The 13,984-nt window shown below is 60.3% G+C and carries 13 protein-coding genes; 10 read left to right on the top strand and 3 right to left on the bottom strand.

Features of this window, described 5'->3' with window-relative positions; genetic code table 11:
* The first annotated feature begins 198 nt into the window (after window positions 1-198).
* From F8N80_RS03315 to F8N80_RS03300, 4 genes are all read left to right on the top strand, one after another.
* Window positions 199-996: a hydroxymethylpyrimidine/phosphomethylpyrimidine kinase gene (locus F8N80_RS03315; protein WP_150744030.1), complete on the top strand. Its 798-nt coding sequence runs from the start codon at window positions 199-201 to the stop codon at window positions 994-996.
* A 32-nt stretch (window positions 997-1,028) separates the two neighbouring features.
* Window positions 1,029-1,652: a thiamine phosphate synthase gene (gene thiE, locus F8N80_RS03310; RefSeq protein WP_150744029.1), complete on the top strand. Its 624-nt coding sequence runs from the start codon at window positions 1,029-1,031 to the stop codon at window positions 1,650-1,652.
* Window positions 1,653-1,683: 31 nt separating this feature from the next.
* Window positions 1,684-2,967: a glutamate-1-semialdehyde 2,1-aminomutase gene (hemL, locus tag F8N80_RS03305; protein WP_150744028.1), complete on the top strand. Its 1,284-nt coding sequence runs from the start codon at window positions 1,684-1,686 to the stop codon at window positions 2,965-2,967.
* A gap of 225 nt (window positions 2,968-3,192) precedes the next feature.
* The gene (locus tag F8N80_RS03300; RefSeq protein ID WP_150744027.1) at window positions 3,193-3,747 is read left to right on the top strand and encodes a tetratricopeptide repeat protein; all 555 of its coding nucleotides are present in this window, start codon (window positions 3,193-3,195) and stop codon (window positions 3,745-3,747) included.
* Window positions 3,748-3,859: 112 nt separating this feature from the next.
* On the opposite strand, the gene F8N80_RS03295 is transcribed toward F8N80_RS03300, so the two are convergent.
* On the bottom strand, window positions 3,860-4,189 hold the full coding sequence (locus F8N80_RS03295) for a DUF1820 family protein (RefSeq protein WP_007894425.1): 330 nt from the start codon (window positions 4,187-4,189) through the stop codon (window positions 3,860-3,862).
* Window positions 4,190-4,323: 134 nt separating this feature from the next.
* On the opposite strand from F8N80_RS03295, the gene miaB reads away from it, so the two are divergent.
* From miaB to lnt, 5 genes are all read left to right on the top strand, one after another.
* Complete coding sequence (gene miaB, locus F8N80_RS03290; RefSeq protein WP_191632850.1) at window positions 4,324-5,652, top strand: tRNA (N6-isopentenyl adenosine(37)-C2)-methylthiotransferase MiaB; 1,329 nt, start codon at window positions 4,324-4,326, stop codon at window positions 5,650-5,652.
* A 207-nt stretch (window positions 5,653-5,859) separates the two neighbouring features.
* Window positions 5,860-6,876, top strand: coding sequence for a PhoH family protein (locus F8N80_RS03285; RefSeq protein WP_150744025.1), 1,017 nt, complete (start codon window positions 5,860-5,862; stop codon window positions 6,874-6,876).
* Complete coding sequence (gene ybeY, locus F8N80_RS03280) at window positions 6,869-7,363, top strand: rRNA maturation RNase YbeY (RefSeq protein ID WP_150783205.1); 495 nt, start codon at window positions 6,869-6,871, stop codon at window positions 7,361-7,363. The genes F8N80_RS03285 and ybeY overlap by 8 nt, the downstream gene beginning before the upstream one ends.
* Before the next feature lie 5 nt (window positions 7,364-7,368).
* The gene (locus F8N80_RS03275; RefSeq protein WP_064675727.1) at window positions 7,369-8,208 is read left to right on the top strand and encodes an HlyC/CorC family transporter; all 840 of its coding nucleotides are present in this window, start codon (window positions 7,369-7,371) and stop codon (window positions 8,206-8,208) included.
* Window positions 8,209-8,223: 15 nt separating this feature from the next.
* Window positions 8,224-9,747 carry an apolipoprotein N-acyltransferase gene (lnt, locus tag F8N80_RS03270; protein ID WP_150744023.1) on the top strand — a complete coding sequence of 508 codons (1,524 nt, stop codon included), beginning with the start codon at window positions 8,224-8,226 and terminating at the stop codon, window positions 9,745-9,747.
* Window positions 9,748-9,880: 133 nt separating this feature from the next.
* Here the strand turns inward: lnt and F8N80_RS03265 are convergent, their stop codons facing one another.
* Window positions 9,881-10,660: a YdcF family protein gene (locus F8N80_RS03265; RefSeq protein WP_150744022.1), complete on the bottom strand. Its 780-nt coding sequence runs from the start codon at window positions 10,658-10,660 to the stop codon at window positions 9,881-9,883.
* A gap of 90 nt (window positions 10,661-10,750) precedes the next feature.
* Window positions 10,751-11,089, bottom strand: coding sequence for a hypothetical protein (locus tag F8N80_RS03260; RefSeq protein ID WP_150744021.1), 339 nt, complete (start codon window positions 11,087-11,089; stop codon window positions 10,751-10,753).
* A gap of 278 nt (window positions 11,090-11,367) precedes the next feature.
* Between F8N80_RS03260 and leuS the strand changes: the two genes are divergently transcribed.
* Window positions 11,368-13,974, top strand: a complete 2,607-nt coding sequence (gene leuS / locus F8N80_RS03255; RefSeq protein ID WP_150744020.1) for a leucine--tRNA ligase — start codon at window positions 11,368-11,370, stop codon at window positions 13,972-13,974.
* The last annotated feature ends 10 nt before the right edge of the window (window positions 13,975-13,984 follow it).

Below are 13,984 nucleotides of genomic sequence, written 5' to 3'. Positions count from 1 at the left end.
TAGTCGTTGATGGCTATTGTGCACCATTGAAATTTTTCCTACAAAGGCTCTAGAACGGGCGTTCCAGCTGTACACCCTGAGCTAGAGCTGTTTCCCCGGTCAGATTGCGACAATGCCTCGAACGGGCATGGGTATTCCTCCTTGAAGGTTGATCGGACGACACCCGAAAAACGAAGTTTGGTGGTAAGCTCGCGCACCATGAATATCTACAGCTCTCGCCCCGTTGTCCTCTGTCTCTCCGGCCACGACCCAAGTGGTGGCGCCGGCTTGCAGGCAGATATCGAAGCCCTGCTCGCTCAGGGTTGTCATGCAGCCCCGGCCGTCACCGCCCTGACCGTGCAAGACACAGTCAACGTGTCTGACTTCCGCGTCCTCGACCGTGAGTGGGTGTTGGCCCAGGCCAATGCCGTGCTCAACGATGCCGAAGTCGCGGCAGTCAAACTGGGCATGCTCGGTTCCCTGGAAATGGTCGACACCGTGGTCGAACTGCTGCAGGCGCACCCGCATTTGCCGATGGTCTGCGACCCGGTGCTGCGCGCCGGTGGTGGCGGACGACTGGGCAAGGACGAAGTCGGTTATGCCATGCGCGAACGTCTTCTGCCCCTGGCCATCATTGCCACCCCTAACCTTCCCGAAGCGCGCATTCTCGCCGAACTGCCAGAAGGCACCGCGGACCAGTGCGCTGAAAAACTCTTGCCGTACGTCAAGCACTTGCTGATCACCGGCGGTCATGGCGATGAAGACGAAATACACAATCGTCTGTACAGCCGTGATGGCAGCTGTGAAACCTTCACCTGCCAGCGTTTGCCCGGCAGTTATCACGGCTCCGGCTGCACCTTGGCCAGCGCCCTGGCCGGTCGTCTGGCCCTGGGTGAAAACCTCCCCAGCGCCGTGCGAACCGCGCTTGACTACACTTGGCGTACCCTGCGTGACGCCGAGCAGTTGGGCAAAGGCCAGTTCGTACCGCGCCGCCTGCCGCTGGATTTCTGTTCGTAACTGTCCATGCGTAAAGCCAAAAGGATTGTCCGATGAAACTACGTGGCCTTTACGCCATTACCGACAGCCAGTTACTGGCCGGTAAATTGCTGTCGTACGTGGAGGCGGCGCTGGAAGGCGGCGTCACCCTGCTGCAATACCGCGACAAGAGCAGCGACGAGGCCCGCCGCCTGCGCGAGGCCGAAGCCCTGCGCGATCTGTGCGAGCGCTACAAGACCCGACTGATCATCAATGATGACGCCGAACTGGCCGCACGCCTGAACGTCGGCGTGCACCTGGGCCAGACCGATGGGCCGCTGACCCCGGCCCGCGCACTGCTCGGTCGCCAGGCGATCATCGGTTCGACCTGCCACGCGCAACTCGAACTCGCCGAACAAGCGGCCAAGGAAGGCGCCAGTTACGTCGCCTTCGGTCGTTTCTTCAACTCCAACACCAAACCCGGCGCACCAGCCTGCAGCCTCGAACTGCTTGACCAGGCCCGCAGCCAATTGCACCTGCCGATCTGCGCGATCGGCGGCATCACCCTGGATAACGCCGCCCCGCTGGTGGCCCATGGGGTCGATCTGCTGGCGGTGGTCCATGGCCTGTTTGGTGCCGAGAGCACGGCGGAAGTGACCCGCCGCGCCCGCGCATTCAACGAACTGCTGTCTATTTAAGTAGCTTAAAGTCTGATTTGAGAGCCCGATCATGTCTCGTTCCGAAACGCTGTTTGCCAATGCCCAGAAACACATTCCCGGTGGCGTGAACTCGCCTGTTCGCGCATTCAAGAGCGTTGGCGGCACGCCGTTGTTCTTCAAACACGCGGAAGGCGCCTACGTCACCGACGAAGACGACAAGCGTTATGTGGATTACGTCGGTTCCTGGGGGCCGATGATTCTCGGCCACAGCCACCCGGACGTACTGGACGCGGTGCGTAAACAGCTTGAGCACGGTCTGTCCTACGGTGCCCCGACCGAGATGGAAACCGAGATGGCCGACCTGGTCTGCTCGATCGTGCCATCGATGGAAATGGTGCGCATGGTCAGCTCCGGCACCGAAGCGACCATGAGCGCCATTCGCCTGGCCCGTGGTTTCACCGGTCGCGACAGCATCATCAAGTTCGAAGGTTGCTACCACGGTCACTCCGACAGCCTGCTGGTCAAGGCCGGCTCCGGCGCGCTGACCCAGGGCGTGCCGAGCTCGGCCGGTGTGCCGGCGGCCTTCGCCAAACACACCCTGACCCTGCCGTTCAACGATATCGACGCAGTAGAAACCATGCTCGCCGAAGTTGGCCAGGACGTGGCCTGCATCATCGTCGAGCCCGTGGCCGGCAACATGAACTGCGTACCGCCCGCACCGGGTTTCCTCGAAGGCCTGCGGACTCTGTGCGACAAGCACGGCGTGGTGCTGATTTTCGACGAAGTGATGACCGGTTTCCGTGTCGCCCTCGGCGGCGCCCAGGCCCACTACGGCGTAACGCCAGACCTGAGCACCTTTGGCAAGATCATCGGTGGCGGCATGCCGGTCGGTTGCTTCGGCGGCAAACGCGAAATCATGTCGCACATCGCGCCACTGGGCCCGGTCTACCAGGCGGGCACCCTGTCGGGTAATCCGCTGGCGATGGCTGCCGGCCTGACGACTCTGCGCCTGATCAGCCGCCCTGGCTTCCACGAAGAATTGACCGACTACACCAGCCGCCTGCTCGACGGCCTGCAACAGCGCGCCGATGCCGCGGGCATCCCGTTCGTGACCACCCAGGCCGGTGGCATGTTCGGGCTGTACTTCAGCGGTGCCGACGACATCGTGACCTTCGATGATGTGATGTCCAGCGACGCCAATCTGTTCAAGCGCTTTTTCCACCTGATGCTTGAAGGTGGCGTGTACCTGGCGCCGAGTGCTTTCGAAGCCGGCTTCACTTCGATCGCCCATGGCGAAGCCGAGCTGAAATTGACGCTGGATGCTGCCGAGCGCGCATTCGCCGCATTGAAATAACCCGGTGGCGCTGACGCTGGCCATTGCCAGCGTCAGCTTTTACCTACACTCCCGTCATTTTCCTGCTGATCTGCGAATAATTCCCGGCAAAGTGGGCGATATATTCCCCGCGCAGCAGAAAAACGAGTAAAGACTTTGTAAGGTTGGCCCTGCTTATTTCATAATGCGCGCTTATTGGATCCCCCTCGATGGGTCCGCGCGCCCTCCAGAGGTAAGTCGATTCCCATGAACCGCACCGGCCGCACCCTTGCATTGGGCTGCCTGTTGCTCCTTCAGCCCCTGCTCGCGCTCGCACAGGCAGGCGGCAACTCGTTGTTAATCCCGGCGATGGGTCGCTGCACCCTCAATACTCAGCCGCAAGATTTGGCACAGGCACTCGCCACCTGCCAGAAAGCGTCGAATGAAGGGGATGCGCAAGCGCAATACGAGTTGGGTGAGTTCTACTACGACGGCAAAAATACGCCGCGCGACCTCAAAAAAGCCCTGAGCTACTTCGAAAAGGCCTCGCTGCAAGGCCACGCCCAGGCACAATTCAAACTCGGCACCATGTTTTTCCACGGCGAAGGCGTGCCGGCCAATAACGTTCAGGCGTATATCGTGCTGAAAATGGCCGCGGTCAATGGCGCTGAAGAAGCGCTGGATACGGCTGACGAAGTGGCCGAGAAGATGCCTCGGGAAGAACTTGAGGTGGCCACGCAGGTGCTGGGGCAAATATTTCGTAAGTATCTGATGGAATTGCAGAGCGCCGATGGGCGTACGCCTTTCTCGCCACTGCCCTGATTTTTGCGTTGTTCTGACTGGCCCCTTCGCGGGCAAGCCTCGCTCCTACAAGTACAGCGCTGACCTGTAGGAGCGAGGCTTGCCCGCGAAGGGTGCGACTCGGTCTTGAAACCTACTTCTCAGGCATCGGCATCGGAAACGGCATGACATTGCCGACCGCGCCGCGGGCTTCGCTGATTTTCGGCGTGCCGAGGCGCTCGACCTCGTCGATGCGCACGATCGAATGCATCGGCACAAAACTGCGCACAACGCCTTCGAACTGAGCCTTGAGCTTCTCTTCGCTCGGATCGACGACCACTTGCGTGCGCTCGCCAAAGACGAACTCTTCCACTTCCAGGAAGCCCCACAGATCACTTTGATAGATCTGCTTGGCGTACATTTCGTACACCTGGCCCTGATTGAGAAAAATCACCTTGTAGATTGGAGCTTCACGTTTGGTCATGGTGGGCGAGCAACACATCGGGGATAAAAATGAGGGCGCGAACTATAGCATAGCCACCGGACGCACAGCGGTAGGAACCTTGGGACATGTTCCCTATAATGCACGGTTCTTTGAATCACGTGATGACTGTATCCATGGCCAAGAAGCTTTACATCGAAACCCACGGTTGCCAGATGAACGAGTACGACAGCTCGCGCATGGTCGATCTGCTGGGTGAACACCAGGCCCTGGAAGTCACTGCTCGCGCCGAAGACGCGGACGTGATCCTGCTCAACACCTGCTCGATCCGCGAACGCGCCCAGGACCGGGTGTACTCCCAGCTCGGCCGCTGGCGCGAACTGAAGCTGGCCAACCCCGACATGGTGATCGCCGTCGGCGGTTGCGTGGCCAGCCAGGAAGGCGCCGCCATCCGTGACCGCGCGCCGTATGTCGACGTGGTGTTCGGCCCGCAGACCCTGCACCGCCTGCCGGAAATGATCGACGCCGCCCGCGCCACCAAGTTGCCGCAAGTAGACGTCTCGTTCCCGGAAATCGAAAAATTCGACCACCTGCCCGAGCCACGCATCGACGGCCCGAGCGCCTACGTATCGGTGATGGAAGGCTGCAGCAAGTACTGCACCTTCTGCGTGGTGCCCTACACCCGCGGTGAAGAAGTCAGCCGTCCGTTCGACGACGTCATTGCCGAGATCATCCACCTGGCCGAAAACGGTGTGCGTGAAGTGACCTTGCTGGGGCAGAACGTCAACGGTTATCGCGGCACCACTCACGATGGTCGCCTGGCGGATCTGGCCGAGCTGATCCGCGTGGTCGCCGCCGTCGAGGGCATCGACCGCATCCGCTACACCACCTCGCACCCGCTGGAGTTCTCCGACAGCCTGATCCAGGCTCATGCCGACGTGCCGGAACTGGTGAAACACCTGCACTTGCCGGTGCAATCGGGCTCTGACCGCATTCTGTCGGCAATGAAGCGCAACCACACCGCACTGGAATACAAATCCAAACTACGCAAGCTGCGGGCCGCCGTGCCGGGGATCTGCATCAGCTCGGACTTCATCGTCGGCTTCCCGGGCGAGACCGAAAAAGACTTCGAACAGACCATGAAGCTGATCGAAGACGTCGGTTTCGACTTCTCCTATTCGTTCGTCTACAGCCAGCGTCCGGGCACGCCGGCTGCCGATCTGGCTGACGACACGCCGGAAGCGCTGAAAAAAGAACGCCTGAACGCCCTGCAACATCGCCTGAACCAGCAAGGTTTCGAGATCAGCCGACAAATGGTGGGCTCCGTTCAGCGGATTCTGGTCACCGATTATTCGAAAAAGGACCCCGGTGAACTGCAGGGCCGTACCGAGAATAACCGTATCGTCAACTTCCGCTGCGATACTCCAACCTTGATCGGGCAGTTCGCCGACGTGCACATCGATGCCGCGCAACCGCACTCGCTGCGGGGCTCGTTGATCCAATAACCGCCGCCTGACCTGTAGGAGCGAGGCTTGCCCGCGAAGGCAGCACCGCTGTTCTACCTGACTGACCGCGTTAACGTTCTTCGCGGGCAAGCCTCGCTCCTACAGGGGACGGTGTTCGGGGTGGAGATATTTAAGAGCTTTCGCACCCAGCCCACTGGCGTTATCCTTGATTTCATCTCAATTGCCCCAGGGCGGCTAAATACGACCTTGAACGCACCCATGGAACCACATCGTTTCATCCTCGAGCCCTTTGAAGCTCGCCGCTTCGCCAATCTGTGCGGGCAATTCGACGAGCATCTGCGCTTGATCGAACAGCGCCTGACCATCGAGATCCGTAACCGCGGAAACCAGTTCGAACTGATCGGCGAACCCAAACACACCACCTCAGCGGAAAACCTGCTGCGTCGCCTGTACCGGGAAACCAAAGGTACCGAGCTGTCGCCGGACACGGTTCACCTGTTCCTGCAGGAATCGGCCGTCGAAGAGCTGGACAACCACTCCCCCGCCGAACCGTCCGTCGCCCTGCGCACCAGGAAAGGCATGATTCGCCCTCGCGGCTTGAATCAGTTGCGCTACGTGAAGGAAATCCTCGGTAACGACATCAATTTCGGCATCGGCCCGGCCGGTACCGGCAAGACCTATCTGGCCGTTGCCTGCGCGGTAGACGCGCTGGAACGCGAGCAGATTCGCCGCATCCTGCTGGTACGCCCGGCCGTGGAAGCGGGCGAAAAGCTCGGCTTCCTGCCCGGCGACCTGTCGCAGAAGATCGACCCGTACCTGCGCCCGCTCTACGACGCACTCTACGAAATGCTCGGCTTCGAACACGTGGCCAAGCTGATCGAGCGCCAGGTCATTGAAGTCGCGCCGCTGGCCTACATGCGCGGTCGTACGCTGAACAACAGCTTCATCATCCTCGACGAAAGCCAGAACACCACGGTCGAGCAAATGAAAATGTTCCTGACCCGGATCGGCTTCGGTTCCACCGCGGTCATTACCGGTGACATCACCCAGGTCGACCTGCCAAAAGGCACCAAATCCGGGCTGCACCACGTGATCGAGGTCCTCAAGGACGTGCCGGGCATCAGCTTCACCCACTTCCAGCCCAAGGACGTCGTGCGCCATCCACTGGTGCAGCGCATTGTCGAAGCCTATGAGCGCTTCGAGAATCGCGTGGCCGATGAACCGGCAAAGTTCTCTTCCAGGGACAATCGCCACGATGCTTGAGCTTGATCTACAGCTTGAAAGCCGGGGAGCCGCCCCCAGCGAAGCCGAGTTCCGCCAATGGAGCGAACTGGCCCTGCGCCAGCGCACCGCTGACTCCGAGATGACCATTCGCCTGGTCGACGAAGCAGAAGGTCGTGAGCTCAATCACACCTGGCGGCAAAAGGATTACGCCACTAACGTTCTGTCGTTCCCCGCAGACGTTCCCGACGAATTTCTGGATATCCCGCTACTGGGGGATCTGGTGATCTGCGTGGCGGTGGTCGAGCGCGAAGCCGCCGAACAAGGCAAGGCACTCAAGGCCCATTGGGCTCATCTGGTCATTCACGGCTGCTTGCATCTGTTGGGTTACGACCATATAGATGACGATGAAGCCGAAGAAATGGAAGCACTGGAACGAACGTTGCTTGCAGAGTTGGGCTATCCCGACCCGTATGCGGACGACGAAACAGACACATCCCCTATCGCCACAACAAAGGATTCAGAGTAATCGCTATGAGCGAAGATCGATCGAGCAACGGGCAAAAGTCATGGCTGGGTAAGCTCACCCAGGCTTTTGCCCACGAGCCGAAGAACCGCCAGGAGCTGCTGGAGCTGCTGCGCGATGCACACCAGAACAAGTTGTTGGACAGCGAAGCGCTGGCCATCGTCGAAGGCGCCATCCAGGTTGCAGACCTGCAAGTACGGGACATCATGGTCCCGCGCTCGCAGATGATCAGCATCAAGGCGACCCAGACCCCTCGCGAGTTCCTGCCCGCCGTGGTCGACTCGGCCCACTCCCGCTACCCGGTGATCGGCGAAAGCCACGATGACGTGATGGGTGTGTTGCTGGCCAAGGATTTGCTGCCGTTGATCCTCAAGGAGAATGGCGACAACTTCAACATCAAGGACCTGCTGCGCCCGGCCACCTTCGTGCCGGAGTCCAAGCGCCTGAACGTGTTGTTGCGCGAGTTCCGCGCCAACCACAACCACATGGCCATCGTCATCGACGAATACGGCGGTGTGGCGGGCCTGGTGACCATCGAAGACGTGCTGGAACAGATCGTCGGCGACATCGAAGACGAGCATGACGTCGAAGAAGACAGCTACATCAAGCCGCTGCCCAGCGGTGACTTCCTGATCAAGGCCCTGACGCCGATCGAAAACTTCAACGAGTTCTTCGACAGCCAATTCTCCGATGACGAATTCGACACGGTTGGCGGTCTGGTAATGAGTGCATTCGGGCACCTGCCAAAACGCAACGAAATCACTGAAATCGGCCCCTATCGCTTCCGCATCCTGAACGCCGACAGCCGTCGGATTCATTTGCTGCGCCTGACGCCTATTGCCCGGTAACACCTAAGGATAGAAATGCATTGGATCACCCGCCCCGGCTGGCCCGGTAACCTGCTGGCCGTGGCGGCCGGTGCAATCACCACCCTGGCCCTGGCGCCGTTCGATATCTGGCCGTTGGCATTGCTGGCGGTCGGTTTGTTCTATGCCGGCTTGCGTGAACTGAACCCTCGCCAGGCCCTGGGCCGAGGCTGGTGCTTCGGTTTTGGTCTGTTTGGCGCCGGTACCAGTTGGATTTACTACAGCATCCACCACTTTGGTGGCGCTTCGGTGCTACTGGCCGGCTTCCTGATGCTGATCTTCACCGCGGCGATTGCCTGGTTCTTCGCCCTGCCCGCCTGGATCTGGGCGCGCTGGCTGCGCCGTAACGAAGCGCCGCTGGCCGATGCGTTGGCGTTCGCGGCACTGTGGGTCGCCCAGGAAGCCTTTCGTGGCTGGTTTCTCACCGGCTTCCCCTGGCTCTATTCCGGCTACAGCCAACTCGACGGCCCTCTGTCCGGGCTCGCCCCCGTCGGCGGAATGTGGCTGATTTCGTTTACCCTGGCCCTGACGGCCGCGTTGATCTACAACGCGTTGCCCTTGGTGAAAACCGGTCGTAAAGGCTTCATCGCCGCTGGTGTGGTGCTGCTGGTCGGGCCATGGGTGGCCGGCGTGGCGCTCAAAGAGCATGCCTGGACCAGCCCGGCGGGGGCGCCGCTGAGCGTCGCGGCGATCCAGGGCAATGTCGAACAAAGCATGAAGTGGGACCCGGCACAGCTCAACGCGCAGCTGGCGCTGTACCGCGACATGAGCTTCAGCTCCAAACCGGTCGACCTGTTGATCTGGCCGGAAACCGCGGTCCCGGTGCTCAAGGAGTCCGCCGAGGGCTACCTGAACATGATGGGAGACTTCGCCGCAGAGCGTAAATCCGCACTGATTACCGGCGTACCGATCCGCCAGGAAGTGCATCACCAGAAGCGCTTTTTCAACGGCATCACCGTCGTGGGCGAAGGCGATGGCACTTACCTCAAGCAGAAGCTGGTGCCGTTTGGCGAATACGTGCCGTTGCAGGAGGTGTTGCGCGGGCTGATCGCCTTTTTCGACTTGCCGATGTCGGACTTTGCCCGTGGCCCTGCCGATCAGCCGATGCTGCAAGCAAAGGGCTACCAGATTGCGCCGTACATCTGCTATGAAGTGGTCTATCCGGAATTCGCCGCCAGCCTCGCGGCCCGTAGCGATTTGCTGCTGACCATCAGCAACGACACCTGGTTCGGCACCTCCATCGGCCCGCTGCAACATTTGCAGATGGCGCAGATGCGCGCACTTGAAGCAGGACGCTGGATGATCCGCGCCACCAACAACGGCGTGACCGGGCTGATCAACCCGTTCGGCCAGATCACGGTGCAGATCCCGCAGTTCGAACGGGGTATTTTGTACGGCGAAGTGGTGCCGATGCACAACCTGACGCCTTATCTGGAATGGCGTTCGTGGCCGCTGATCATTGTTTGCGTGTTGTTGTTTGGCTGGGCACTGATCGCTAGCCGGATGGCAAAAACCGTTTAAAAGCTTCGTCGGAACGCCGCCCGGAGCAAGCCCGCTCCCACAGTTAATCTCTGTCGTTCACAAGTATTGTGTTCACTGAAGATTCCAATGTGGGAGCGGGCTTGCTCGCGAAGGCGGCATCATTAGCAACTAATCAATCAGCGCCGGCATCTCCTCGATAAAACACCGAATACCCGATCTGTCCCACCGCCTCATTCATCAATTGCCCGCTCTGCCAGAGCGCCTTGAACTCCGGCAGCCACCCACCCAGTGGCCGGGCGTTGTCTACGCCCAGAAACCCCATCGGCGCCGGCACCACCTCGAACCCCGCCTGCTTGAAACTCCAGACCGCTCGCGACATGTGCGAGGCGTGCGTCACGAGCACGACACGCTTGATGCCTTGGGGCAGCAACACTTCGGCGCTGAACTGCGCGTTCTCCCAGGTCGTGCGGCTGCGCCCTTCCTGCCAGCGCACAGTCACGCCAAAATCATCGTGCAAGGAGTCCGCCATCAACCTGGCTTCGGTCGGCGGGGTACCGTAATGCAGTCCGCCGCTGGTGAGGATCGGCAAGCCCGACGCCTTGGCCAGCCGCGCCGCATAGCGCTGGCGCTCCAGGCCTATACCGGTCGGCTGGTCGGCGCCCCAGGCCGGATCGCCACGCTCGCGCCCCGAACCCAGCACCACGATCGCATCCGCATGCCGACCCAGTGTTGCCCATTCATTGCGAGCCAGCGGCGGTTCACGCTCAAGCGCCCTGGCGCTCCACTCCACCACTATCGGCAGGCTCATCAACCAGAAGCCACCCACGCCCAAGGCAAAGCACAGGCCCGCCAGTCGCGGCCATGAGCGGCGCAACCACCAGGCAAGCAGCAACAGCAGCAACAGAACACCGGGAGGCAGTAGAAGTTGTTTGACGAAATAACGAAAAGGCATCGAGCATCTCCTGAAGATGCCCGAAGCCTAGGTGGGTTGACGCAATGCGACAACAAATGCGGAAGGACTATGCTTTTAAACAACCCTATTTCATGGCTTCAAGTGCCCTTGCTTGAATTGCAAAGACCGGACCTTTACCGAGTCCCTGCCAGGTACCTTGTCCTTGAGCCAGATGATCTTGGCCGAACGTGGTGCGTCGAGTTGCTTCACTGCTTCTGACAAGCATCCATGTGATTCACGTTCGCTGCGATCCAGATACGCTTTGACCAATGCAAACTCTGCGGGGCTCAGGCCGCGCAGTTCCAGCTCCAAGGGACGCTCATCGCGCAGCCGGTCAGCGGTTTTTGCCGCGTCCAGGGCCATTCCGAGACGATCGATCAGTCTTTCGTACAGCTCCGGTTTTGTAACTTTTTGCCGTGACTCAACCATCCCTCACCTCATTGAAGATAAGACTCGCTCCCCTTTTAGAGCTTAGCTTCCATGGATAAACCGGCTGGGTGCCGCGACCAACGGCCCTCGCAGCCGGTTTTGCCAGGTCTTGGGCAGTAATCAGGGTTTCCCTCGGTAGAGTGCGGTCATGTATGCTACGACGCTTCCTGTAACTCCACTTCCAGCTCGTCTGGACACCGAAGCGCCAATCTGGCGCAATCACCGTCCAGCGTGTATCGAAGAGGACTAGGCCACCCCTATTCAGTTCAAAAGTAGCCATGCACGAACAATATCAGCCCCGTGAAATCGAAGCCGCCGCCCAGTCGTTCTGGGACGAGCAAAAGTCCTTTGAAGTCAGTGAACAGCCAGGCAAGGAGACTTTCTACTGCCTGTCGATGTTTCCTTACCCCAGCGGCAAGCTACACATGGGGCACGTGCGCAACTACACCATCGGCGACGTGATCTCCCGCTACCAGCGCATGCAAGGCAAGAACGTCCTGCAACCCATGGGTTGGGACGCCTTCGGCATGCCGGCGGAAAACGCCGCGATGAAGAACAACGTAGCGCCCGCCAAGTGGACCTACGAAAACATCGCCTACATGAAAAACCAGCTGCGCAGCCTGGGCCTGGCGGTGGACTGGTCCCGCGAGGTCACCACGTGCAAGCCGGATTACTACCGCTGGGAACAATGGCTGTTCACTCGCCTGTTCGAAAAAGGTGTGATCTACAAAAAGAGCGGCACCGTGAACTGGGACCCGGTCGACCAGACCGTGCTGGCCAACGAGCAGGTGATCGACGGTCGCGGCTGGCGTTCCGGCGCGCTGATCGAAAAGCGCGAAATCCCGATGTATTACTTCAAGATCACCGCCTATGCGGATGAGCTGCTGGAAAGCCTCGACGAACTGACTGGCTGGCCTGAACAGGTCAAGACCATGCAGCGCAACTGGATCGGCAAATCCCGCGGCATGGAAGTGCAGTTCCCGTACGACGTCGCCTCCATTGGCGAAACCGGCGTTCTGAAAGTGTTCACCACCCGTCCGGATACGCTGATGGGCGCGACCTACGTTGCCGTGGCCGCCGAACACCACTTGGCCACCCTGGCCGCCCAGAACAATCCTGAGCTGCAAGCGTTCATCGCTGAATGCAAGGGCGGCAGCGTCGCCGAAGCCGACGTCGCCACTCAAGAGAAAAAAGGCCTGCGTACTTCGCTGTTCGTCGAGCACCCGCTGACCGGTGAGAAACTCCCGGTGTGGGTCGCCAACTACGTGCTGATGCACTACGGCGATGGCGCGGTAATGGCCGTTCCGGCGCACGACGAACGTGATTTCGAGTTCGCTACCAAATACAACCTGCCGGTCAAGCCTGTCGTGCGCACCAGCGCCGGCGACGAAACGCCGACTCCGTGGCAGGACGCTTACAACGAATACGGCACGCTGATCAATTCCGGCGACTTCGATGGCCTCGACTTCGCGGGCGCTTTCGACGCCATCGAAGTCGCGCTGATCAAGAAAAACCTCGGTGCCTCGCGCACCCAGTTCCGCTTGCGCGACTGGGGCATCAGCCGTCAGCGCTACTGGGGCTGCCCGATCCCGATCATCCACTGCACTACCTGCGGTGATGTGCCGGTCCCGGAAGATCAACTGCCTGTCGTCCTGCCGGAAGACGTGGTACCGGATGGCGCCGGTTCGCCATTGGCACGCATGCCCGAGTTCTACGAGTGCAGCTGCCCGAAATGCGGCCAGCCGGCCAAGCGTGAAACCGACACCATGGACACCTTCGTCGAGTCCTCGTGGTACTACGCCCGTTACGCCTCGCCGCACTATGAAGGCGGCCTGGTGGAAAAATCCGCGGCCGACCATTGGTTGCCGGTGGACCAGTACATCGGCGGTATCGAACACGCGATTCTGCACCTGCTCTACGCGCGCTTCTTCCACAAGCTGATGCGCGACGAAGGCCTGGTGAGCTCCAACGAGCCGTTCAAGAACCTGCTGACCCAGGGCATGGTGATTGCCGAGACCTACTATCGTCGCGAAGCCAACGGTGCCTACACCTGGTTCAACCCGGCGGACGTCGAACTCGAACGCGACAGCAAGGCCAAGGTCGTTAGCGCCAAGCTGATCGCAGACGGCCTGCCGGTGGAAATCGGTGGCACCGAGAAGATGGCCAAGTCAAAGAACAACGGCGTAGACCCACAGTCGATGATTGACCAGTTCGGCGCAGACACCTGCCGCCTGTTCATGATGTTTGCCTCCCCGCCCGACATGAGCGCGGAATGGTCCGACTCCGGCGTAGAGGGCTCGCACCGCTTCCTCAAGCGCGTCTGGCGCCTGGCGCAAGCGCACGTCACCCAGGGCCTGCCGGGAATACTGGACGTCGCCGGCCTGAACGACGAGCAGAAAGTCATTCGCCGTTCGATCCACCAGGCCATCAAGCAGGCCAGCCACGACGTCGGCCAGAACCACAAATTCAACACCGCCATCGCCCAGGTGATGACGCTGATGAACGTGCTGGAAAAAGCCCCGCAGGACACCGAGCAGAACCGCGCACTGATTCATGAAGGCCTGGAAACCGTGGTCCTGCTGCTGGCACCGATCACTCCGCACATCAGCCATGAGCTGTGGCATCGCCTGGGTCACGCCGATCCGGTGATCGACGCCGGTTGGCCGGTACTGGACGAAAGCGCCCTGGTACAGGACAGCCTGCAGCTGGTCATTCAAGTGAATGGCAAATTGCGTGGGCACATCGAAATGCCGGCCAGCGCCACCCGCGAAGAAGTCGAAGCCGCCGCACGGGCCAACGAGAACGTGCTGCGCTTTGTCGACGGCCTGACTATTCGTAAAGTGATCGTAGTGCCCGGAAAACTGGTCAATATCGTCGCCAGCTAAGTGGATCAGG

It is taken from the genome of Pseudomonas fluorescens (assembly GCF_902497995.1).
Classification (GTDB): domain Bacteria; phylum Pseudomonadota; class Gammaproteobacteria; order Pseudomonadales; family Pseudomonadaceae; genus Aquipseudomonas; species Aquipseudomonas fluorescens_BK.
The sequence above is the reverse complement of the archived record's forward strand: the minus strand, read 5'-3'. Positions and strand labels throughout refer to the sequence as shown.